This is a genomic window from Brakhagea baltica (assembly GCF_052161605.1).
In the GTDB taxonomy this organism is placed as follows: domain Bacteria; phylum Planctomycetota; class Planctomycetia; order Pirellulales; family Pirellulaceae; genus JBKCUI01.
The window spans coordinates 606,329-628,055 of sequence record NZ_CP197409.1 but is presented as its reverse complement, the minus strand read 5'-3'; the positions used below and the strand labels follow the sequence as shown (position 1 = coordinate 628,055).

Sequence of the window (21,727 nt, the reverse complement as noted above, 5' to 3'; positions counted from 1 at the left end):
GAGACCGGAGGTCAAAAAACAATCAAAGAATAGATGGATGGCACCATATAGAATTGCACCATATGGAATTTTCAGTTTGAATGGGTTCGTCCAAGATTCGCAGCCCGGCGACGAAATGCTCGTGCGTTTCGTCTCTTTCACTCGAGATGAATTTGCAACCTGATCCTGACTGTTAAAGGGGAAAGACTTGTCGGAATTGCAATTGATAGTCCGGTTTTGCTCCGGAGTATTATTGATTGCAGGAGAAACGAACGTTACCGTAGGTGCGGTTGTAAACGCATGGGGCGTATCGCTGCGTTGATGCCGCTGGCGGCCAAATTGTGTGCCATTGACTTGTTAGAAGGGTGTTTGAAAAATCTTGAGCGCAGATCCTTCCATCATTGGTAAGCTGGATTCGGTCACTAAGACGTATGGCTCTAGGATCGCTCTCCAAGACGTGTCGCTCGTCTTCTCCAAGGGTGTTACTGGATTGTTAGGCCCTAACGGATCGGGAAAAAGTACTCTAATCAAGTCCCTCTTGGGACTGGTTAAGGTAGACAAGGGGACTGGGGAAGTGCTCGGGTTGAAATGGCCTGAGGAAACCAGGGCATTAAGGGATCGTGTTGGTTATCTGCCGGAAGATGATTGCTATATTCATGGCTTGCAAGGTATCGAGTCGATTCAGATGATGGCCAGACTCTCAGGGCTTGAGAAAACCGAAGCTCTCAGGAGAGCTCACGAGATGGCTGATTTCTGCGATCTCGGCCAAGAAAGATACCGGACGGTTGAAACGTATTCCACTGGAATGCGACAAAAACTAAAAGTTGCTCAGGCTCTCGTGCACGATCCTGAATTTATCATCCTGGATGAGCCCACTACCGGACTCGATCCGGCTCAACGACAACAGCTTCTTGATCGAATATTGATACTTGCGAAGGAGAAAGGCAAGTCAATCATTCTGTCTACTCATATCCTGCATGATGTGCAGCGTGTTTGCGATCATGTTGTCATCCTCGCAAATGGTCGGGTCAAGCGAGTCGATACCTTGGCCAATCTGCAACGTCCAACGCAAGCTAGTTTACGTGTCTCCGTGGTCGCCGACGCTGAGAGGCTACTGCAATCTCTTGTAAAACTTGGAGTGTCTGGTGAATTGATCGGCCCCAAGGACTTTGTCGTGTATGGAGTCATGGAGGAAACGCGACTTATCTGGGAAGCCAGTCACGCGGTGAACGTCATGATTCAGCGGATGGAGCCCGCGAAGAATTCTTTAGAGCAATTGTTTTTGGATGTTGTTGGGGAAGGAGCATAGATGCCCATTCTGGATATTGGCTATCGCGAGTGGCAGGGGGACCGCACTCCCGCGTGGACGCGAGCATGGGTTGTCGCTTCAACCGGCGTTAGCTTGGTCTGGCGAGGCACTTGGATCAAGCGTTTGTTGACATTGATGGTAATGCCTTCGCTCATTGCGGCTATTTTGGTTGGCGTTTTTGAACAGCTAGCGGTCAACAACTCTTCTGGGCAGGGTGGTGTGCAGTTCATCCTGTCAGCCCCCTTGTCAACCCAGTTAGCGCAGCAGGCTGGTCTAGACATTAATGAAATCCGTCAGGATCCAACCAAGGCGAGACATTTCGCGTGGAGCTACATTCTTTTCATGCTTTTCCGTTATCCGCAATCGGTCGGAATGATACTACTGATAGGACTTGTTGCCCCGAGATTGATCAGTTTCGATCTTCGTAGTCGTGGATATCTGCTATACCTCTCTAGACCTCTTACGCCGGCGGAATATGTTGCTGGGAAAGCAGGAGTGCTCTGCGTGCTTTTAACCGCCATTGCAACCCTCCCAGCTTTGGCGATTTATTTAGCAGGTTTATGTTTGTCCACCGATGCAGGGGTGTTTTGGTTAACCTGGGATATCCCTTTCCGGATCCTCATCGCATCAATCGTTCTGATGCTTCCGACGACAGCCATTGCCTTGGCATTATCCTCGTTGACCCAAGAAAGTCGGTACGCCGGATTCGCTTGGTTTGCGGTTTGGATTTTAGGTCACGTCACTTACTCTGCGTTGTGGGTTGCTACGCAGGTGGCTCAGGCTCAGACGCGTGGTTATCGTTCCAACGAAAGTTTGCTGAACAATTATCACCCCGTTATCCTCTTTTCACCTTACGAATCGCTGGGCTATGTACAAAAGCAAGTCTTTTCCTTGGTCCCAGCGAGTGATTTTCACTTAGCACCATGGATTCTGATGATCGCAATAACCGTGATCGGCTATTCGATTACCTATTGGCGGGTTGCGAGGACGTTAAAAGCATGATCTCTTTGAACCACGCAACGGTACTCTATGGAACGGTTATCGGAATCAACGATTTTCAGATCGAACTGCCAACGGGAGCGTATGCTTTAGTGGGCCCTAATGGTGCTGGCAAATCGACACTAATCGGGCTGTTGACCGGTGCGTTGAAACCAACTATCGGAAGTGTGTCGGTGTTCGGCGTCGATCCCTTTCGAGATCCATCGGTGTTGCAGCGAGTTGGACTCTGCCCAGCGAGTGAGTTGCTAATCCATGGAGTGACATCACGCCAATGGTTACAGCTGCAATTGGCGTTGAGTGGATGGACTAGCCGTAAGGCTCGGGAGCGAACCGATACCATTTTGGAATTGGTCGGGTTGAAAGATGCTATGAATCGCCCGGTTCACACTTATTCGTTGGGTATGCGGCAACGCTGCAAGCTAGCGCAGGCCATGGCGAACGATCCTGATTTGCTCATTCTGGACGAGCCTTTTAACGGCTTGGATCCGATAGGCCGGCATCAGATGACGGAGCTATTAAAGGAGTGGGCGGACAACGGAAAAAGCTTGCTTCTGGCCAGTCACGTTCTCCATGAGGTCGAACGGATTACGAATTCGTTTTTGCTAGTTTACGGCGGGAGGCTTCTTGCATTTGGGACGGCGGGTGAGTTGCGAACGTTACTGGCAGGCATCCCCCAAGAAATCACGATTCGAAGCAGGTCTATGGATGAATTAGCTTCTAAGCTTGCGGGCAAACCATGGTTGCGAACCCTACATCGAGACAATGCAGCCAGCACCATTCATGTGGCTGTTGAGACGCCTCTCGACTTGTACGAACACTTGGTCCAGTGGAGCGTTCATGAAGGTGTCCAAATTGATCAAGTCACTGGTATTGATGGAGATATTAGCACTCTGTTTCGTCTATTGGTGTCCAAGCATCGTGGCGAGGTCATGATTACAGGAGTAGCAAACTAAAATGAGTACACGAGATGTTTCCGTAGGTGCTGATACGATCGGTAAAATTTCCCTGAATGGCGAACGACCCGCTCCGTCAGTGTTCAACGGCGCTTTGGGAGTATTTCGATACGAGCTTTCACGATCGTTGACTCCGTTTCGCGTGCTACTCTGGTTCGCACTCATGCTGTTTCCTGTAGTATTGGTTGGTTGTGTTCGCTTTGTTATCTTCCGAACGGGTGCAGGAAACGATGCACTGGAAGGTTTTCCAATTGTATTGTTTATTCTGCTTCCCGAGGTGATCACAATACTGTGCATGCTCTTGTGGGCAACACCTATAGTGAACGCGGAATTAGAAAGCCAAACTTGGGTCTATTCTGTGGTAAGGCCGAGAGCAAGATGGTCACTGATTATCGGCAAGTACTTAGTGGCTGTTTTTTGGACCGCCTCGTGCACTAGTTTAGCGGCGACCCTTTCCATTCCGATTCTTGGCATTAGTGGTGCATGGAAGGTTTGGATCGCTCTGATTTTCCTGTGTTTTATGGCAGCCTTTTGCTACGGTTCGTTGTTCATGTTGATTGGAACTCTGTTTCAACGCCGAGCCATGGTTGTGGCTTTCCTGTACGCCATCATCGTTGAGTTTCTGTTGGCAACGATACCAGCGGTCATTAACCGATTTACGTTTTCCTTCAGACTTTGGTCTATATTTTATAACTCGATTGATTTGCCACCGCAGTTTTTGGCTCCCAACTTTATGATCCAAGACGCCAGTACTCCCGGTAATATCGCTGTCTTGGTGTCCGCATGCGTATGTCTGCTAGCGTCCGCTTTATGGAGGATACAAAAATCGCAGTTCCGATGGCAATCAGAGGTTTGAAGTCGCAACGCCCTAGAAAGATGAGTTTTGAAGCATGATTATATTCGACGGCCACCTGGATCTCGCTCTAAACGGAGTCGACTGGAATCGCGATCTCCGACAAACTGTTGATGACATTCGTGCTCAGGAACAGGCCTTGCAGATGCGAGAGCCCGGACGCGGTACCAATACGCTGAGTTTACCAGAACTCAGAAGTTCTCAAGTGGCTGTTTGCTTGGCGACGCTACTGGCTCGACTCGAACAATCGATCGATCATTCGTTCGGTTGGACTTCACCTCATGCGTGCTATGCAATGGCCCATTCGCATCTGGCATACTATCGTGCATTAGAGCAGGATGGATACTTGCGATTGCTCCGTACCAAGCAAGAGCTAGCTCTCCATTTCCGTGCTTATTACGATTCGCCACATGATACACCGCTGGGGATTATTCTTACCATGGAAGGTGCCGACCCGTTATTGAAACCCGAGACGGTCGTGGAGTTTCACCAAGCGGGATTGAGAGCGCTTGGGCTGACACATTACGGTTGCAACCGATACGGCGGTGGAACGCGAAGTGAGGTCGGTCTATCTCTCGATGCTGAACCACTGCTTCGTCATTGCGAGGAACTGGGGATAACGATCGACATGACGCATCTGTCCGATGTTGCGTTTTGGCAAGTCGCAGAACGCTTTCAAGGACGCGTACATGCCAGTCACCAAAATGCACGAGCGATCTGCAATTGGCAGAGACAGTTTAGCGACGATCAAATTCGCTTGATCATCGAACGCGATGGAGTTCTCGGTGTTTCGATGGACGTCATCATGCTTCAAGAAGGGTATGTCCGAGGAATCACCAATCCAGAGGAGACACTCGAGCGTGCAGTCGATCAAATGGAGCATGTCATCCAGTTAGCCAAGGGATCAGCACGTCATATCGCATTGGGAACAGATTTGGATGGTGCCTATGGATGCGAACAAACTCCGGCAGATCTGAACCGATATCGCGATCTGCAAAAGCTGACGCAAATCATGAGAAATCGTGGTTTCCCAGAACAAGACATCGAAGCCGTTTTTCACGGCAATTGGCTTCGTTTCTTCGGCGAAGTTCTACCGGATTAGGTGCCCCCCGTTCCTCGATCAAGTTTCTACGCAATTACCGCTTTGGAAAATCAAGGCTCGTTGCAGTATTGCGGTTTAAACAGTGTATACTTATACGGGAATGGTGCACCCCGCCTGCCAGCCTAGCCTTGCCACACCCTTTTCAACTCCCACCAACCTCCCACCCAACTTTAAAGGACCTCCGTATGTCCTTCCGCGATTATCCTCACTTGCTTCGTTTCTTGTGCGTACTCACAGCAATTGCTGCAATCTGTTGGAACCAAATGGCCTTGATAGGGGCAACTCTATTAACCCAACCTGAAGAACCGGACGTACCTGCTGCCTCGATTTCCTACAATTGCGACGTTCGGCCCATCTTGTCCGATAAATGCTTTCCTTGTCACGGTGCCGATGCTGGCACGCGGGAGGCGGGATTGCGATTGGATACGTCGGATAGCTTATTGCCGCTAGACTCCGGGGGGACGGCCATCGTAGCTGGCAATAGCCGTGGGAGCTTGATCATGGATCGCATCCTGACTGATGATCAAGATCTGAAAATGCCCCCTGCTCATCTCAACAAGGCCCTTACCTCAGACGAGATTGAGATTCTCAAGACTTGGATCGACGCAGGGGCCCATTATGAGAATCACTGGGCTTTTGAACCCTCTAAGCGACCAGAAGTCCCCCCCACGACTAGTCCCAGCTTTGCCAATAACCCGATCGATCATTTCATTCAAGTGAAGATTGACGAACGCGGGTTTGCTCCATCTGCAATCGCCGACAAAGCAACATTGATCCGTCGCGTTGCCATTGCCCTCACTGGTCTCCCCCCAACGATCGATGAGCAAAATGCTTACCTCTCCGACGAATCCGAAACAGCCTTTCATGCCATGTTGGATCGCTACATGGAATCGGAGCGGTATGGCGAAGAAATGGCGAGACACTGGTTGGATGTCGCCCGCTACGCTGACACCCACGGTATGCACCTCGATAATGAGCGACAGATGTGGGCCTATCGTGACTGGGTGATCCAAGCCTTTAATCGCAATATGCCTTTCGATCAATTTACCATCGAGCAGTTGGCCGGGGACTTGCTGCCTGATCCCTCGATTGACCAACTAACGGCAACAGGATTTAACCGCTGCAACGTCACCAGTAGCGAAGGTGGCTCCATCAATGAGGAGCTTCTATACCGCTATGCGGTGGACCGAGCTAGCACAACAATGCAAGTTTGGATGGGATTAACAGGTGGGTGCGCCGTATGTCATGACCACAAGTTTGATCCCATCTCCCAAAAGGAGTTTTACTCCATGTATGCGTTCTTCAACTCGGCAGCCGACCCTGCCATGGATGGCAATTCGCTTCTCACCTCTCCGATTGCGAAACTGGATCGAGAAGAAGACAGAATTCGATTGGCAGCGATCGCCGAGAGGTTCAGGGAGATAACGCAAAGGATCCAGACGGAGGCAGAACAGGTAACGTACACCGATCCCGCCTTGGAGGATCCTAAACCAGATCCTGAACTGACGTTCTCGATGTGGATGGATGATGAATTTCCGAGCGGTGGAACATTAGTTGTTGTAGGGACCCCCACGGAATTCGTAGAGGGCAGCGAGCCTACACCGATCTCCGGCACCAAGGTCCTCAAGCGTTCCGATGGCGGGCTCGCTCAAGACGTCTGGGAATCGAAATCGAATCCGGTGACCGTACCTGACAATGGGGTGTTCGAAGCCAGTGTTTGGATTGACCCCAAAAATACTCCTCGATCGATCATGGTCCAGTTTCATCGAGAAGGTTGGAACCATCGTGCCGTGTGGGGGGACTACGAAGCGATCAATTGGGGGAAAGTTGATTCCTTTGAACGCGTCCACATGGGAGAGTTGCCGGAATTGGGAGCTTGGGTGCAGTTACGGGTTCCCTTTGATAAACTAGGCCTTAAAGCCGGGGATAAGCTGGTCGGATTCGCACTCACGCAATTCGGTGGAACCGTTTACTGGGATCGTGTTGGAGCGTCTGGCTCTATCACAAAGGCGACGGATTTGAGGTATTCATTCGAGGCTTGGAAGGAAAGCCAACTCCATTCGCCACCCGATCAGATCGCCTCAGAAATTCGAGATAGCGTGCAGCGTTATAAAGCCTCCAAGGACGCAGAGACAGCCCATGGAACAGCAGAAGAAGCATCCGAAAAAGAGCTTCGACGGTACTTCTTGACACAAATCTGCGAAACCACCAAAACACAGTTCCAGAAGCTAAATGACGAAGTCGCTGCACTCAATAGTGAACGCAAGAGTATTGAGGAATCGATTCCTGGCACATTCATCTATCGAGACCTGCCTACGCCACGCGAAAGCTTTGTCATGCTTCGCGGGGCATATAACAAGCCAGGTGATCCGGTGCAGCCTGGAGTTCTGGAGATTCTCCCTCCATTGAAGCTCGATAGTGAGCAAAGACGAGCGACCCGCCTAGATCTTGCTCGTTGGCTAGTATCCGGCGATCATCCCCTTACTGCTCGCGTAACGGTGAATCGATTTTGGCAGCAGTTTTTTGGAGTAGGACTCGTAAAGAGCAGTTACGATTTCGGCACCCAAGGCGAATTACCTAGCCATCCCGAATTGCTTGATTGGTTAGCGATCGAGTTTCAGGAAAGTGGCTGGGATGTAAAGCATCTCGTTCGATTGATGCTCTCCAGCCACACGTTTCAACAATCGTCTCGAATGGAACCACAACATTTGGATTCCGACCCTAGCAACAGACTCCTCGCACGCGGCCCTCGTTTCCGACTCGATGCTGAGCAAATCCGAGACAACGCTTTGTTCGTGGCTGGAATTTTGGATCTCAAAATGGGGGGTAAAGGTGTAAAGCCTTATCAGCCACCCAATATTTGGGAACCTGTCGGGTTTGCGGGTTCGAACACTAGATTCTATTCTCAGGACAGCGGATCCTCGCTCGTCCGTCGAAGCATTTACACTTTCTATAAGCGAACCGCACCACCACCCTTTATGTCGAACTTTGATGCTCCTAACCGGGAACAATCCTGCTCAGTTCGCGAGCGTAGTAATACACCGCTTCAAGCACTACAATTGATGAACGACGTTCAGTATGTCGAGGCGGCTCGTTGTTTTGCTGAGAGACTCACGCAAGATTCAGACGAGATTGACGGCGGGGTTGACGGGCGGCTCGACGGGCGGCTCGAACTCGGTGTACGGATGGTTTTATGTCGGATGCCGACGGATCGCGAGTTGATAGTTCTGAGAACGCTGTACCAAGAGCAACTCGAACGTTTTCAAGCGAATCCGGAAAGTGCTAACGCTCTTCTAGCATTTGGGGATATTCCTTCCGAAAAGAAGTGGGACACGAATGAGCTGGCGGCTTTGACGCTTGTGTGCAACCTACTCTTGAACCTCGACGAAACAACGAATCGCAATTAAATAAGGGAACAAGGTATGCAAGAGTGGTTAAATGCCCTTAATCAAATGAAACGGCGACACTTCTTTGGAAGTGGGCTGCAATTAGGTGGCGCGGCATTGGCCGCGATGAGTGGTGCCCGAGCACTGGCAGAAAGCTTTGACGGTGAAGCTACCAAAACGAATGCCCATCAGGCTGGCAAGGTACATCCCCCGCTTCCTGGCTTACCACATTTTCTAGCCAGGGCTAAGTCAATCATCTATCTCCATATGAACGGCGGTCCATCACAGCTCGACACATGGGATTACAAGCCAGGACTCGAGGAGTATTTTGATAAGGATTTACCACCGAGCATCCGAGGAGAGCAACGCTTGTCGACCATGACGAGCGGGCAAGGTCGTTTTCCTGTGGCCCCTAGTAAGTTCCAATTCGAACAATGCGGAGAGTCTGGAATCTGGATCAACAAAGAATTGTTGCCGCATACATCCAAGATTGTCGATGATATCACGTTGATAAAAACTGTTTCGACCAACGCCATCAACCATGACCCCGCGTGCACATTTGTAATGACCGGTTCTGAGATTCCTGGCAAGGCGAGCATTGGTTCCTGGGTCTCGTACGGTCTCGGAAGCGAGAACGACAACCTACCTGCCTTCGTGGTTTTCACCCCTCAGTTTCCGAGCGATAGCAATGGGCAAGCGTTGTACAACCGAATGTGGGGGAGTGGTTTCTTGCCTACTCGCTACAGCGGCGTTGCTTTGCGCGGGACGGGCGATCCTGTTCTTTATTTGCAGAATCCTCCAGGAGTGGATGATACAGGGCGACGTGCAATGTTGGATGCGCTTCAAAAACTTAACCATGAGAATTTGGAACGTTATGGAGATCCCGAGATCAATACGCGAATTGCACAATATGAGATGGCCTTTCGCATGCAGAGTAGCATTCCTGAGTTGGTCGATATAAGCGGTGAGACTCAAGAGACGCTCGACATGTATGGACCTGATGTGAGCAAGCCTGGTACGTTTGCACATAGTGCTTTGTTGGCAAGAAGGTTGGTGGAGCGAGGTGTTAGGGTTGTGCAGATCGCTCATCGTGGATGGGATCAACACGGAGCATTGCCGCATCAGTTGGGTAACCAGTGCAAAGATACCGATCAAGGGTCAGCAGCATTGGTGATGGATTTGAAGAATCGAGGGCTGCTCGATGAAACGCTGGTGATTTGGGGAGGGGAGTTTGGAAGGACGGTTTACTCGCAAGGCACCTTGACCAAAAATGATTACGGTCGTGACCATCATCCTCGTAACTTTTGCATGTGGATGGCGGGAGGTGGAGTGAAGCGTGGATACGTTTATGGTGAGACAGATGACTTTAGTTACAATGTGGTTCGCGATCCGGTTTCGGTCAATGACTTGAACGCAACCATCCTCCATTGTTTGGGCATTGATCATTCACGTCTTTCGTTCAAGTTCCAAGGCTTAGATCAAAGACTGACCGGCGTCGAATCGCCCGTCGTCATTCCCGAACTATTGGCGTAACTTGGAGTGAATTTTGCTAGAGTTCGGATATGTTGGATAGATCTACGGTCTCTCCACCTTTTGGCGTTACCATAGCATCCAATAGATTTTGTGAGTTCGTGGCTGGGATTGCGTAGGCCTTTTCCGTCACGGTGACGACCAGTGCGACATCCTTGTGGATGCCACCAATCTCCTTCATTGGTTTACTGCCGATAGCAAACCCCTTGCTTGCATCGATGTCCCTTGGTTCCGACCAGGAACCCATGCCGGACGTCGTTTCAACCAAGAGAATCGTGGGATCCTCTGCGTCGGCGGGAGCCATTGGCCCTTCGGGTGGAAATAGCGTGCCAGCTCCTACCAAGAGAGCATAATTCGTTTGAGAAAAAGCCGCTCCGCCAGAGAATTTACTCGCAAATTCCCTCGGCATTCTGCTATCGAGGCTTAAATTGGCTGGGCTATCATGTGGTTGATCCAATTGAAATTGATCGTAAAGGTCTTGGTACCCAAGAAACGGTAGAATTAAAACTCGCCACGAATACAATGCGCGACCGCTGGAGTCCCTAACGATCGGCGTTGGGTAGGTACCATGACGTAAAGCGTAAGCATTTAGGGCCTGTGCAATAGCGATCATGTTTTCTGAATCGCTTCGTTGCGCTGCCAAAGATGCTTTCTTGCTGACCAGTGGGATCGCGAGGTAAACGGACACCCCCAGCGCGGTAACCATCGTCGCAATGGAGATTAAAGTGATGGCGAGCGGCAACCAGTTCTTGCTTCTGCCCGCTCCCTCTGTTGAGTTATTGGATTTGCTGGATTTCGCGGGATCAATTAGCAGCCCATTTTTATCGAACGTGGGCATGGTGACCGATCTCCCACAATTGACGCACGGACCAGACTGACCGGCGAACTTATCATCGACCCGCGTCCTGTGATGGCAGAACGGACACACGAACTCAAATGGCATAATCGAAATGCTCCCTCTCAGATTGTTCCGCGACTATCAATCCTGACATTATGAAAAGCATCTGATTGCCTGCTGAACTAAGCACCTTTGACTTACGATTGAGCCTTTCGACCAATGAACTGGTAGAAAGGAGTTCGAACAAGCGGGATATAGGGAACCTTTGAGCGTTTCTCATTAAGTTCCACGGTTGAAAATCGCTTCTGTAAATATGGAATGTGATCGGCGCTCGGAAACACGTTATCGTTTCCAAACCAAACCGGCCAAAACGCGCGCGTCGACCAACCGTGTCGGGTCAAGCCCGATGCGGGATACTTTCGTGACACATAGAAATCGATCACACCGATCAAGCCGCCAGGTTTTAGAATTCGCAACGCATTATCAATCGCCGCAAACCAATCGGGGATCATTGTAAGCGAGTAGGAGAACGTGACGACGTCCGCACTACCTTCGCTCGGTGTCCACTCGGTAGCGTCACCGGTAATCGCCTTTACATTCGTCCATTGGTTTTTTGCGGAACGTTTTTCAACAATCCCCAAAAGCGATTCGGCTAGATCGACCACATAAATGGACTGAAATTTTTGAATCGAAGGACCTATGAATTCGAGATTGGCTCCTGTACCTCCACCGAAATCGACCCAAGTTCCTCCGGCAGACTGCTCTCCGAGGTTCTTGTAAACGCTTTCTCTTCCCTGGAGCAGCCTTTTTCGAAAATCGTCGTATCCCTCCGCTTGGCCAGAGTAAAAGCTTTCCATTCGCTGCGCATGCGTTTTGCCTCGAATAGGGCGCAGGACCAAGTGATATAGGATTCGCAGGTCATTACCGAGCGACATTTGCGACAGGTTTCTTTGGTGTAGGGAAGGAAGGTAACAGGCTAAGCTAGATTTTAGGCTATTCCCTGCCAAATGCCTATTCGTGACCTAGTTCGATTGCAGACGGCTTACCGATTTTCTTCGGATTGATCGAACCAAGTCGGGTTGGGAATGGCCTTTAGCCTTGCGAACAGCAGCACGACTCCTACCCAGATGACAAGCACGGGGATCTCTATCGAGAGGGTTATCATCACAGTTTGCCTCAGAATGCTCAATACGGCCACGGCGAGCAAGACCGAGCATGCTACGAAAGTGACTTTATCAAACCCTAAACCCAGTGGGAACGCTAACCCTGCAACAGCGATGCTCAACGTCCAAACCCAGTCTATGTGGGGAGTTACCTTCAATGCTGTCAGCAATGCGCCGATACCGATAGCAATCATCGCAACAGGGACAACGAGGCCGACTTTGGTATTCATGAGATGCTCAAAAATCTAGGGATGATCCGAACGAATGAGTTTCCCGAACTCGTTTTCTACCAATCTAAGCACTTCATTGACGTTCAAGGTGCCGTCCACGATTCTAGCTGAGTTCAATACAAATAGGCCCGGAGTATCGCATTTTACGGGCGCTCTTTTTTTCGAGTATTCTAGGGTTGGCAGGGACATAACGTGGCGAGCTCTAGCGGTCTGGATGGCTCGAACTCCGGAACGATCAAAATGGGGATACATTCGCTCCAGTGTAGCTAGACAGCGTTGGTGGACACTTGAGTCTGGTTCGTTGAATCGGTCGCTCTCGGCAAGCAAATATTGAGGGAGATAGACCAAATAGTGCCCGCCTAGCTTCTCTGGGGGCAGTATCGCCCCCATCTCAATGACGCCCGTGACAGGAATTCCAGGATCGGTGATGTTGGTAACATAGTAGCCACCTAGCGGCTGATCTAGCAAAATCGATGTGCAAACTACACCAAGATATTCAACCTGAGCATGAGCCTGGCGTTCCGCCTCAGAGAGTGGTTCTACGATCTGTGCGACTTGTGATGACGGTAGGGTTACGACGACATTATCCGCTTCGATTTGGCGTGACTCTCCGTTCGTGGAATACTCGATCCGAAACCTTAGACGCTCTGATTCCGCCAAATCGCTGTTCTTCGCGACCTTGGTCACCTTGACTCCACAGCGAATCGATACGCCTCCGTTTGATAGATTCTCATGCCAAGCCGCCATGACCCGTCGATAACCACCGTTTACGATGCCGAACAATTCCTGCTTCATCCCGCTTCGTCGAGCCGCATACATTCGCTGGATATAAGCCCAAATGAACGCAGCGTTGGTTCGTTGATAGGAGTCTCCCAGTTTGCACTTTAGCAAAGGAAGCCAAATCTTATCGAATACGGAGGTCCCGCTCCACTTTCGAAGCCATTGTTCCACCGTTAGTCGCTCTAGGTTCTCCCAGTCGGAACGCTTGGAAGCAAAAAAAATCGTTGCGCCTAAACGCATCTTTTCCATTGGGGACAGAATGGGAAAAGTAAGAAAGTCCAGCGAGCTGGATAGAGAGTATAGCCGGCCGCTTGAATAAAACCCTGTTTTCGTTTTGACCCAATCGATTTCCCTTTCAAGATCCAACTCCGTAAGCAGTTCGCGGAGATAACGATCGCTGAGAAGGGTAACGTGGTAAAATCTGTCCCACACGACATCGCCAATCGACCAAGCTGATGCCAGGCCGCCTATCGTGGGGGCAGCCTCTAAAACGGTAACACTTTTCTTTTGATCGAGTAGCTTCCTCGCTACGGCCAAGCCGAGCGCACCACCTCCGACGATGACCCATGATTCTTTCGATGCAAATGAGTCATTCATATCGTTTCACAGCTGCGCATTGCGACCGAGGGCGGTTAGTTCAAATGAACTTGAAGCCAGCCTGAATCGGATATGACCCCCGCCAGATTTAGGTCCTGAAACTCAGGCGGAAGCTGGTCAGAAAGTCGCAATGGCACATCGAGTAGTTCTTCCTTCAAGAACTCGCTAAATTTATTCTTCAGGAAGCTACGCAGCGAAACCGCGCGTACGCCGCGATCCTGCCGACCAGAGAACTCAATCTTCACTTCTCCCTCGCGAGTGAATTGCAAGGCCCCATCATCGAGAACAGGACGATAAGTGGCTTGAATCAAAGCTGCTTGCCTCAGAGCTTGATCACCTTTTTCTAGTTTGTTCAACCGCACGCGAATAGTGATCAAATTGTCATCAAGCTTGACTTCGACGGGATAGAAGGAATCCATGGTCACACTCCAAGGCTCTTCGTTATCTCTCTTGATTCGGGAACCGAGTTCACCAAACTGAGCTGCGTACAATGGAGCTTCTTCGCTGTTTAGTACACGACCACCAAAAATGGGGTCAAGCAGGTTTCCGATCGCCGATTCGTGAACTTGGATGGTGAGACCGGTTGGCTGAACGACAATAGGACAGGACATCGGTGCAGCAAGTTGAACCCCCTCCTGAATCTTCCATAGAAGGGACAAGTACTGGGGGGAGCTCCAAGAGGAGCGGCTTGGCTTTGCAAGTCCGATTCTTTGTAATGTCCTTAAATCCGATGACGCTAATTTAGCGTTCGATTCTGAAAGCTGACTCTGGAGCTTTTCATGAAACTGATTTCTGATTTTCGTTTCCATTCGACCCTCTGCAATCGCGTCTGCCAGCGGCTTCTGTTGAGCCGCCTTCTTCGTTGCGATTTTTGTGATCAGTTTCGACTTGGCATAAATCGAGTTGATCTGGGTCGTCAAGTCAGCGTCGGCCGAGGTATCACTCATGGCATACAATCCTGAATCGGTCAGAGAGACCGTTTCGGTCGCGATGACATTCGCAAAGCCTGTCGTTTTGATCTGCACGCCTCGGTTGAAGCCGACATTGTCGCTACTGAAATCTCCGAGCATGGTAAGGCGCATGCTGGCATGCGAGGAGTTAGGCAGCAGTTGCGGGGAAACCGTTCCGTTAATGAAACTGTCGCCGGTTATATTGGTTCCGAGGATCACTTCACAAACCGGGTTATACTCCGAAACGGGCCTAGAAAATTGTCGTTGAACGAAATCGTTCGACAGAAGCACCCGAACATTGGCACGAGAGTAGGAATTCCGTAAAAGCTGGATTACTGGTCTGCTTTGATTGGCCTGTGACAAGTACTCAATCGTTTGGGCTACCTCGCGTCGAGCGTCGATATCTTCATTCAAATCGATCTCGGAGAGTGAAGTAGCGAGTTTGGCGAGTCGGTCCTTCAAGTATGGGAGTGAGACATTGGGATCGGACGAAACTCGCAGCGTGTTTGTGTAGGCTCGCAATTCATCTCGAAAAGCGACAAAAGGCTTCATCTCTAATCCAGGGAAATTCTGTCGCAATCGTTTTTCGTATTGCATCAGAGTGAGCAGATCTGGGGAGTCTTTAGCCAATTCGGCCTTCACCTCATCCCACTTAAGAAAGCGAACCCAGTTTTCTTTCTCCGCTGGATTGCGAGCAAGGAACTGTTCTAGTTTTTGCGCAGCAACATCGACCCTCGCCTTTTGCGATTCGATCGACGGCAGAAGCTCCGGCGTCAAAGCATCTTGAGCCACATTCACCAACTCAACTGCGGAAGCTGGGAGTCCGGGTGTACCAGCTGATTGCTTAGGCGTCGTGTTGTCTGTTTGGGCGAGTGATAGACCAACTGATGCAGTTGCCAATGTCCCTTGAGCAATGGAAAACGCCAGGGTGGACCACAACCAGGATCTCCGTACTTGTGGAGAATTCGTCCCCCCTCGAGACATCGGTTGCGTTTGATTTCTGTCTGATACTGATGGCATTGCCATATCCTTTTTCCTTCGTAACACTCGTTGCAAACCTCCATAATTGCCCAGATTGTAATATGGGAATGTATCCGGTCATAGGACCTTGCCACGAGACTCATCTTCGATTTTTGTCCACTTTTCAAGGTTTTTCAAGGGATTTGGTTGATGGCAAATAAAAATGAGATCTGGTTTGCGATGCGAAAATGAGGCGACTACGCTATAACGCTCACCCAGCAACGATCTGCCAGCCACAAGTTTTTTTGGCAAACTGTTTCCCCAACCTATGATGCTACTGGCAATTCCATGATCCTTCTTTTGGATAATTTTGACAGTTTCGTTTACAACTTGGATCGCTACCTCCAGAGACTAGGGCAAAAGACACTGGTGGTGAGAAGCGACTCGATAACGGTCGATGCCATAGTTAGATTGAACGTCTCGGCGATCGTTATTTCTCCTGGCCCCAAGGCACCGAATGACGCGGGTTGCTCTTTGGAAGTCGTTCGCAAGCTTGGTCGGTCGATCCCTATCCTGGGAGTTTGCTTGGGGCACCAAGCGATCGGTCAAGCATACGGAGCAAACATTGTGCGTGCTCCCTCACCATGTCATGGCAAGTCGTCTACGATTGAACACTCTAACCGTGGCCTTTTTTCGGGACTGCCCTCACCTATCGAAGTCGGCCGATATCACTCGCTTGTGGTTGACAGCGGCTCGATACCTGACTGTTTAGAGGTGACCGCGTGGACTCGCGACAACCTGATTATGGGTTTCCAGCATCGCGAGCACCCCGTACACGGATTGCAGTTTCATCCTGAATCGATCCTGACTCATCACGGCTACCAATATATGAAGAACTTTTTGCGATTGGCGGCCATCGATTATCAGGACTCGGATAACACCGAGTTAGAATCGATCAGCGGTCCAGCGAGAAGGGATCCAGCGATAAGTATACCGGCATTCGATGATACCAGCTCCTGCATTACCTAGTTCCGTATTGATGGTGATTTTCGCAGCGAATGTATCGATTGTATTGATTAGGTCAGTACGGAAAGTTCTCTGAATAAGAGTGGCATTACGTGACAGGGGATAACACCGAGCTAAGTTTGGTGACCTTAATCGCAAATCGCAACTTTGACCAATGCATTGCAATACCACACAGACAGATTCATCCGACAGCCAACTAGTGCAGACTCGGTGGTTACTCGTTTTCTTTATTTCGGTATGGGTAGCGTCTAGTATTGCGATGGCTTCTTTGCGTTGGGACTGGAGCGTCGAGGCATTACTTCAGCAATTCGATTACGACTTCAAGGATAACCGTCTAGAGGAACAACGCGAGGGTTTGAACAAATGGTTGATTATCGGCTACTCCACATTAGCTTTGCTCGGTTTGTGTGGGGTGATTCGCGATCGAGGTCGAACCATCAGCAAATTAGACATTGCACTGCTAGTGCCTTTCGCCCTGTGGGGATGGTGCTGCCTAAGCATCTTTTGGAGCGTTGAGCCATCGTTGTCGGTGCGACGTATCGCGCACCTCGTTATGGCGGTTATGGGCGGTTTGGGTATCAGCTTGTTTCTTCGCCAACGCGAAATCGCTTGGTCTATTCTTTTTGCGATGTCTTACTTGGTGATCGCAGGCTTGTGTGCGGAATTCTACTACGGAACGTTTGTGCCTTGGCGGTCCTACTATCGATTTAGCGGAGTGGGGCATTCGAATGAGACCGCGTTATTCTGCGCAGTGGTGATACTCGCCGGGCGGATGTTGCTACTGTTGGATCCGATACACAAAGCTGAAAAAATCGTTTCGTACCGATACTTGATCGTGGCGATCATTATCGTTGCACTATTCTTTTTGTTGCTCACCAAATCCAGAACAACATTGCTGAGCTTGATGGCAGCATTGCTCTTTACGCAAATAGCTGTTTCTCGTTCCGTTGGTGCTTGGATTTTACTCACCGGGCTTGTGTCATTCGGCTCATTCATGGGGTTGGTTATTGCTTCTCTTCCATCAAGCGTGGCCAGCACATTCTTCGGAGTGGCTACGGTTGGGCGTTCCGATCACGTCGCTTCGCTGACGGGTCGTTTGCCTCTTTGGGGAGAAATTCTCAAGCACATGGAACATCATCCAGTGACCGGTTTCGGCTACGGAGCCTACTGGACGACGAAGAGAGTCGAGGATTTTGCGCAAATGTTTCACTGGGAGCCTCCCAATGGTCACTCGATCTATATCGACGCTTTGGTTGAGACCGGGCCGATCGGATGCGGGCTCATGGTTCTCGCCCTAGCAGCCACTTTCTTAATCGGCCTGAATTACTATCGCAGGTCAGGCAACGTGGCTGCACTTTTTAGTGTGGCGCTCGTTTGCCTGGCGACTGTCCACGGCGTTGCGGAGTCAACCTTCTTTAAAGGGTGCGTCGGACCGTTGCTGCTCTCGACCGCTGTTTTCTTTCTTTGGCAGAATCGAGTGCGAGGAGCGTTGGAAGCGACGTCCCCGGTACAGCATCGCGAGAAACCAATCCATAAAGCTCGGTTTTCCTCGCTGCGTACCCGATAAAAGACCTTCTAAAACCAGCGTCTCAGCCAAGCTGGCAGTGGCGACTGATAGCGATTCATCACTGTCCCTATAATGTTAGCATGATGCTGCTCCAGGCTTGCAACGCATCGCTTTACATCGCGCTCGCGAGAACGGTTTCCGTCCAACACCAGAAGAACTCCATCAGTATGGCTGGCAAAAAACGTTCCGTACTCGGAATCGCGGATCGCAGGCATGTCGATCACAATCATTTGATACCTAGTACGTAATTCCGCAAAGAATCCTTCTAGCTGAATAGGGGATATAGCAGAAACAGGAATCCGAGTGCTCCCCCACATCATAAGACTGATCTGCCCGTTATTAAAGGAGTGTAGACAGTTCTCTAAGGGTTCTTCGCGAACGAGATGATCCACGAGCCCAGGCCCACGATTCATGCGGAAGTACTGATGCTGCGACGGGTTTTTGTAATTCGCATCCAAGACCAACACACCGTTGAGCCCCACCGAGGTGGAATTCAAAGCAAGGTTGTGAGCGAGCGTACTCACCCCAACTCCACGATCACACGATGTAACGCCGACGCTAAGAGTGCCGATTGCGTGATCGGACTGATATTCGGCCAATCGAATCAGGATTGAGTCAACATAGCCGGTGGCTGCCGATAGATGTGGTCGAGTTGTCGCGAGCTCCCGCCCCGTCGGTTGTTTCGCCGTAGTCAGTTCTGTCATAATCGGAAGCCTATAGTCTGTTGAGCTGCTGTAGTTTTGGCAATGTGCAAAGGACGTCCAAACCAGTCGTTTTTCGAACGCTATCTGGGGTCATCAAGCGGTCATCCCATTTCACAAGTACAAAGGCAAGAAACAAGGTACCTGCACAGAGTAAAGCCATGCCGAAAAGTACGACGAGCACCTTGGATGGAGTTACGGGCCGCTCTTGAAGCGTAGCTTCTTGCGCTGTGACAACACTCGAGATACGACTCGCCTCTAGCTCCTTGTTGAGACGTGCTTCCTCCAGGCTGTTGGTGTAGGCTACATATTTTGCTTCGCGAAGTCCTCGCTCCCGTTCGAGATCGGTAATCTGTATGTCAAATTGATTTAGTTCCTTGAGCTGCACGAGCAAGGATTCTTTTTGAAGGGCTAAATCCTTTAGTTTTGCTTCAACACCCGCTTTTTCCGATTCTGTTTTCAACAGATCTAAAGTCAAGTCTCGGTGAATAGGATTCACGTCGTCGGTAACCTCTTGGCTCTTGGACTCCTTTTTGCGATAGCTCTCTTCGGCCTCGCGCACCAAATTCCGGATCGCAATCAACTTGGGGTGGTCCGCCTGATACTTGGTTTCGTATTCGGTCGCTTGGAGTTGAAGCGTATATAGTTGTTGAGCCTGCATATCAGTAGCGGAGTTCGGTTTGACAACTTCGGTGCTATTGATGCGTTCGGGAACTCGCGCCAAATCCTCCTTCAGTTTTGCAGTCCTGGCATTGACCGAGGCACGCGATCGTTCTGCATCGGCAAGATTGAGCGACACATCCTTATTGCGGACCTCTAGGAGCTCACGCTGTCCTGCGATAGAGGCGAGACCCATTCTGTTCTTCTCGATTCGCAGCCGCTCGTTGACATCGTCCAGCTCTTTAGCCAGGATCGCTTGCTGCTCCGTAAAGAATTGCAGAGAACCATCCGTTCGGTGAATTCGCATGTGTTCCTCTTTGTAAACCTCCACTAGAGTCGCGAGGATCGTCTGTGCTCGTTCTGGAGACTTGGCTTCAAACTTCAATACGATCACCTCTGACTTGCGCTCTGCCGAGACCTTAAGGTTCTTTTCGATATTGATGATTGCTCTCTCTCGGTCGGATAACGGATCGATTTGTCGAATCGCTTCGATGGCTTGAGCAACCAAAGCCTTTGCCTTTACCAGGATGCCGTCCGTGCCCTCTTGGCTTAAATCCTCCTGCCCGAGAACGAAGGCAGGCGTTAACGCATCGACCACCTTAGAAGCGACCTCTCTGCTTTGCAGGATGTCCAGGGCTGTAATGATTTCATCTTCGCGCGTGCTCGATTGCACGTTAACCAAGCTGCCGCTAACGGTAGCGGTCGGATCCATGGCTACCGATTCCTTACCCAATTGAAGAAACAGCCTCGCTTCAGAAATATAACCACGCGGCCAGAGCAGCAGCACCGCAAGGCAACCAGCGACAACGAAAACCTGGAACGCAATGAGCTTCCATTTCGCATGCCAAAGCTTGCTTACGATCTCTTGGGAGTCAAAACCAAAGGAATTTTCCATCATACCAACAACCGCGTGAATCAGGATAGATTTGCACCGGAGGTCGAATCATGCGAAGCGTACCGGCGAGTCTTGCACAGGTTCAACGGTAATCGGTGCATTGCCTGGGTTCAATCACGATCCTACCGATGCTCCCGAATGTGCACTGTGGAGGCGATTTATACGTTACAATCTAGAAATTCGGAAAAAACGACACATCGTTCCATGCGTTTTTTTCTGGTGCGGATTGTCGACTATAATGGTGAGAGCGTCGACACTTCCGTCGTCGATTTTCATCCCGCCGCTAATTTGCCCTCCATTCCTTTCCATCCCTTTCGAGGATCAACCGATGTATAAGACACTAATCGCCTCCCTGAGTATGCTGCTTTTGGGATGCTTGTCGCTTGGGACTAGCCATGCTGATGAGGCGGTCACAAATCAAGCACCCATCAAGGTATTAATCGTCGATGGACAAAACAATCACAATTGGCGTGCAACAACGCCGGTTCTACAGTCACACCTAGAAGCGGCGAAACTCTTCACCGTTGAGGTCGCGACTAGTCCCGAGCGAGGGAGTGAGGGGTTCGCGCCAAAGTTCTCGAACTACGATGTAGTAGTCATGAACTACAACGGAGATGATTGGTCCGCAGAGACGCAGCGCGATTTTGAGGCTTTCGTCGAAGCTGGCGGTGGGCTTGTGATCTATCATGCTGCCGACAATTCTTTTCCAGCATGGAAAGCCTACAACGAGATGATCGGACTGGGAGGTTGGGGAGGCCGCAATGAAAAGGATGGACCTTATATCCGATACCGCGAAGGCCAAATCGTCAGGGATAACTCACCGGGTGGAGGTGGCAGCCATGGAGCACAACACGCTTACGTCGTCGAGCACATTGATACCGAACACCCGATAACGAAAGGCTTGCCCGCCAAGTGGAGGCATGTTTCCGACGAACTTTATGATCGGCTGAGAGGCCCTGCAAACAACCTACACGTTTTGGCGGTCGCTTACTCCGACAAGAAAACAGGAGGAACAGGAGAGAATGAACCCGTATTATTCACGATCGAGTACGGCAAAGGACGCGTTTTCCATACCGTTATGGGACATGATGTCAGTCAAATTCAGTGCGTTGGCTTTGCTGTAACTTTCCAGCGAGGTACGGAATGGGCCGCAACAGGCAAAGTTACCCTATCTCTACCGGCGGAATTTCCTACGGAATCCGATGTCCTTTCGCTGAGGTGACTCTGCGCCAGGCCTAACGAAACTGGC

Annotated in this window: 17 protein-coding genes; 10 read left to right on the top strand and 7 right to left on the bottom strand. The window is 50.4% G+C overall.

What is annotated here, in order from left to right; all coding sequences use genetic code 11:
• The first annotated feature begins 358 nt into the window (after positions 1 to 358).
• The 7 genes from SH449x_RS02460 (at position 359) to SH449x_RS02430 (ending at position 10,114) form a co-directional block, all read left to right on the top strand.
• Complete coding sequence (locus SH449x_RS02460) at positions 359 to 1,288, top strand: ABC transporter ATP-binding protein (protein WP_482379735.1); 930 nt, start codon at positions 359 to 361, stop codon at positions 1,286 to 1,288.
• Positions 1,289 to 2,290 carry an ABC transporter permease gene (locus SH449x_RS02455; protein WP_482379734.1) on the top strand — a complete coding sequence of 334 codons (1,002 nt, stop codon included), beginning with the start codon at positions 1,289 to 1,291 and terminating at the stop codon, positions 2,288 to 2,290.
• Complete coding sequence (locus tag SH449x_RS02450) at positions 2,287 to 3,240, top strand: ABC transporter ATP-binding protein (protein WP_482379733.1); 954 nt, start codon at positions 2,287 to 2,289, stop codon at positions 3,238 to 3,240. Before SH449x_RS02455 ends, SH449x_RS02450 begins: the two co-directional genes overlap by 4 nt.
• Position 3,241: 1 nt before the next feature.
• Entirely contained in the window at positions 3,242 to 4,096 is an 855-nt protein-coding gene (locus tag SH449x_RS02445; RefSeq protein WP_482379732.1) for a hypothetical protein, read from the top strand.
• A gap of 34 nt (positions 4,097 to 4,130) precedes the next feature.
• Positions 4,131 to 5,195 carry a dipeptidase gene (locus tag SH449x_RS02440; protein ID WP_482379731.1) on the top strand — a complete coding sequence of 355 codons (1,065 nt, stop codon included), beginning with the start codon at positions 4,131 to 4,133 and terminating at the stop codon, positions 5,193 to 5,195.
• Positions 5,196 to 5,380: 185 nt separating this feature from the next.
• Positions 5,381 to 8,602 carry a PSD1 and planctomycete cytochrome C domain-containing protein gene (locus SH449x_RS02435; protein WP_482379730.1) on the top strand — a complete coding sequence of 1,074 codons (3,222 nt, stop codon included), beginning with the start codon at positions 5,381 to 5,383 and terminating at the stop codon, positions 8,600 to 8,602.
• A 15-nt stretch (positions 8,603 to 8,617) separates the two neighbouring features.
• Positions 8,618 to 10,114 (top strand): DUF1501 domain-containing protein, encoded by a 1,497-nt coding sequence (locus SH449x_RS02430; protein WP_482379729.1) that lies wholly within the window; start codon positions 8,618 to 8,620, stop codon positions 10,112 to 10,114.
• Positions 10,115 to 10,130: 16 nt separating this feature from the next.
• Here the strand turns inward: SH449x_RS02430 and SH449x_RS02425 are convergent, their stop codons facing one another.
• The 5 genes from SH449x_RS02425 to SH449x_RS02405 form a co-directional block, all read right to left on the bottom strand.
• Positions 10,131 to 11,054: a DUF1559 family PulG-like putative transporter gene (locus SH449x_RS02425; protein ID WP_482379728.1), complete on the bottom strand. Its 924-nt coding sequence runs from the start codon at positions 11,052 to 11,054 to the stop codon at positions 10,131 to 10,133.
• A gap of 92 nt (positions 11,055 to 11,146) precedes the next feature.
• Positions 11,147 to 11,884, bottom strand: a complete 738-nt coding sequence (locus tag SH449x_RS02420; protein WP_482379727.1) for a class I SAM-dependent methyltransferase — start codon at positions 11,882 to 11,884, stop codon at positions 11,147 to 11,149.
• A gap of 107 nt (positions 11,885 to 11,991) precedes the next feature.
• Positions 11,992 to 12,342, bottom strand: a complete 351-nt coding sequence (locus SH449x_RS02415) for a hypothetical protein (RefSeq protein ID WP_482379726.1) — start codon at positions 12,340 to 12,342, stop codon at positions 11,992 to 11,994.
• A gap of 15 nt (positions 12,343 to 12,357) precedes the next feature.
• A complete protein-coding gene (locus tag SH449x_RS02410) occupies positions 12,358 to 13,719 on the bottom strand; it encodes an FAD-dependent oxidoreductase (RefSeq protein ID WP_482379725.1) in 1,362 nt (453 codons plus the stop codon).
• Between the two features lie 35 nt (positions 13,720 to 13,754).
• The gene (locus SH449x_RS02405; protein ID WP_482379724.1) at positions 13,755 to 15,689 is read right to left on the bottom strand and encodes a hypothetical protein; all 1,935 of its coding nucleotides are present in this window, start codon (positions 15,687 to 15,689) and stop codon (positions 13,755 to 13,757) included.
• A 288-nt stretch (positions 15,690 to 15,977) separates the two neighbouring features.
• Between SH449x_RS02405 and SH449x_RS02400 the strand changes: the two genes are divergently transcribed.
• Positions 15,978 to 16,658, top strand: coding sequence for an anthranilate synthase component II (locus tag SH449x_RS02400; protein WP_482379723.1), 681 nt, complete (start codon positions 15,978 to 15,980; stop codon positions 16,656 to 16,658).
• Between the two features lie 151 nt (positions 16,659 to 16,809).
• Positions 16,810 to 18,222, top strand: a complete 1,413-nt coding sequence (locus tag SH449x_RS02395; protein WP_482379722.1) for an O-antigen ligase family protein — start codon at positions 16,810 to 16,812, stop codon at positions 18,220 to 18,222.
• A gap of 8 nt (positions 18,223 to 18,230) precedes the next feature.
• Here the strand turns inward: SH449x_RS02395 and SH449x_RS02390 are convergent, their stop codons facing one another.
• Together SH449x_RS02390 and SH449x_RS02385 are read right to left on the bottom strand one after the other, a co-directional pair.
• Positions 18,231 to 18,926: a CpsD/CapB family tyrosine-protein kinase gene (locus tag SH449x_RS02390; protein WP_482379721.1), complete on the bottom strand. Its 696-nt coding sequence runs from the start codon at positions 18,924 to 18,926 to the stop codon at positions 18,231 to 18,233.
• Between the two features lie 10 nt (positions 18,927 to 18,936).
• The gene (locus SH449x_RS02385; RefSeq protein WP_482379720.1) at positions 18,937 to 20,481 is read right to left on the bottom strand and encodes a GumC family protein; all 1,545 of its coding nucleotides are present in this window, start codon (positions 20,479 to 20,481) and stop codon (positions 18,937 to 18,939) included.
• A gap of 325 nt (positions 20,482 to 20,806) precedes the next feature.
• Here SH449x_RS02385 and SH449x_RS02380 point away from each other — a divergent pair, with 325 nt between their 5' ends.
• The gene (locus tag SH449x_RS02380; RefSeq protein ID WP_482379719.1) at positions 20,807 to 21,700 is read left to right on the top strand and encodes a ThuA domain-containing protein; all 894 of its coding nucleotides are present in this window, start codon (positions 20,807 to 20,809) and stop codon (positions 21,698 to 21,700) included.
• Positions 21,701 to 21,727: the final 27 nt, after the last annotated feature.

What these genes read in the sequence shown, in the direction of transcription:
- SH449x_RS02455 (WP_482379734.1), top strand. Translation starts at nt 1,289, where the DNA reads ATGCCCATTCTGGATATTGGCTATCGCGAGTGGCAGGGGGACCGCACT.
- SH449x_RS02450 (WP_482379733.1), top strand. Translation starts at nt 2,287, where the DNA reads ATGATCTCTTTGAACCACGCAACGGTACTCTATGGAACGGTTATCGGA.
- SH449x_RS02445 (WP_482379732.1), top strand. Translation starts at nt 3,242, where the DNA reads ATGAGTACACGAGATGTTTCCGTAGGTGCTGATACGATCGGTAAAATT.
- SH449x_RS02440 (WP_482379731.1), top strand. Translation starts at nt 4,131, where the DNA reads ATGATTATATTCGACGGCCACCTGGATCTCGCTCTAAACGGAGTCGAC.
- SH449x_RS02435 (WP_482379730.1), top strand. Translation starts at nt 5,381, where the DNA reads ATGTCCTTCCGCGATTATCCTCACTTGCTTCGTTTCTTGTGCGTACTC.
- SH449x_RS02430 (WP_482379729.1), top strand. Translation starts at nt 8,618, where the DNA reads ATGCAAGAGTGGTTAAATGCCCTTAATCAAATGAAACGGCGACACTTC.
- SH449x_RS02425 (WP_482379728.1), bottom strand. Translation starts at nt 11,054, where the DNA reads ATGCCATTTGAGTTCGTGTGTCCGTTCTGCCATCACAGGACGCGGGTC.
- SH449x_RS02420 (WP_482379727.1), bottom strand. Translation starts at nt 11,884, where the DNA reads ATGTCGCTCGGTAATGACCTGCGAATCCTATATCACTTGGTCCTGCGC.
- SH449x_RS02415 (WP_482379726.1), bottom strand. Translation starts at nt 12,342, where the DNA reads ATGAATACCAAAGTCGGCCTCGTTGTCCCTGTTGCGATGATTGCTATC.
- SH449x_RS02410 (WP_482379725.1), bottom strand. Translation starts at nt 13,719, where the DNA reads ATGAATGACTCATTTGCATCGAAAGAATCATGGGTCATCGTCGGAGGT.
- SH449x_RS02405 (WP_482379724.1), bottom strand. Translation starts at nt 15,689, where the DNA reads ATGCCATCAGTATCAGACAGAAATCAAACGCAACCGATGTCTCGAGGG.
- SH449x_RS02400 (WP_482379723.1), top strand. Translation starts at nt 15,978, where the DNA reads ATGATCCTTCTTTTGGATAATTTTGACAGTTTCGTTTACAACTTGGAT.
- SH449x_RS02395 (WP_482379722.1), top strand. Translation starts at nt 16,810, where the DNA reads ATGCATTGCAATACCACACAGACAGATTCATCCGACAGCCAACTAGTG.
- SH449x_RS02390 (WP_482379721.1), bottom strand. Translation starts at nt 18,926, where the DNA reads ATGACAGAACTGACTACGGCGAAACAACCGACGGGGCGGGAGCTCGCG.
- SH449x_RS02385 (WP_482379720.1), bottom strand. Translation starts at nt 20,481, where the DNA reads ATGATGGAAAATTCCTTTGGTTTTGACTCCCAAGAGATCGTAAGCAAG.
- SH449x_RS02380 (WP_482379719.1), top strand. Translation starts at nt 20,807, where the DNA reads ATGTATAAGACACTAATCGCCTCCCTGAGTATGCTGCTTTTGGGATGC.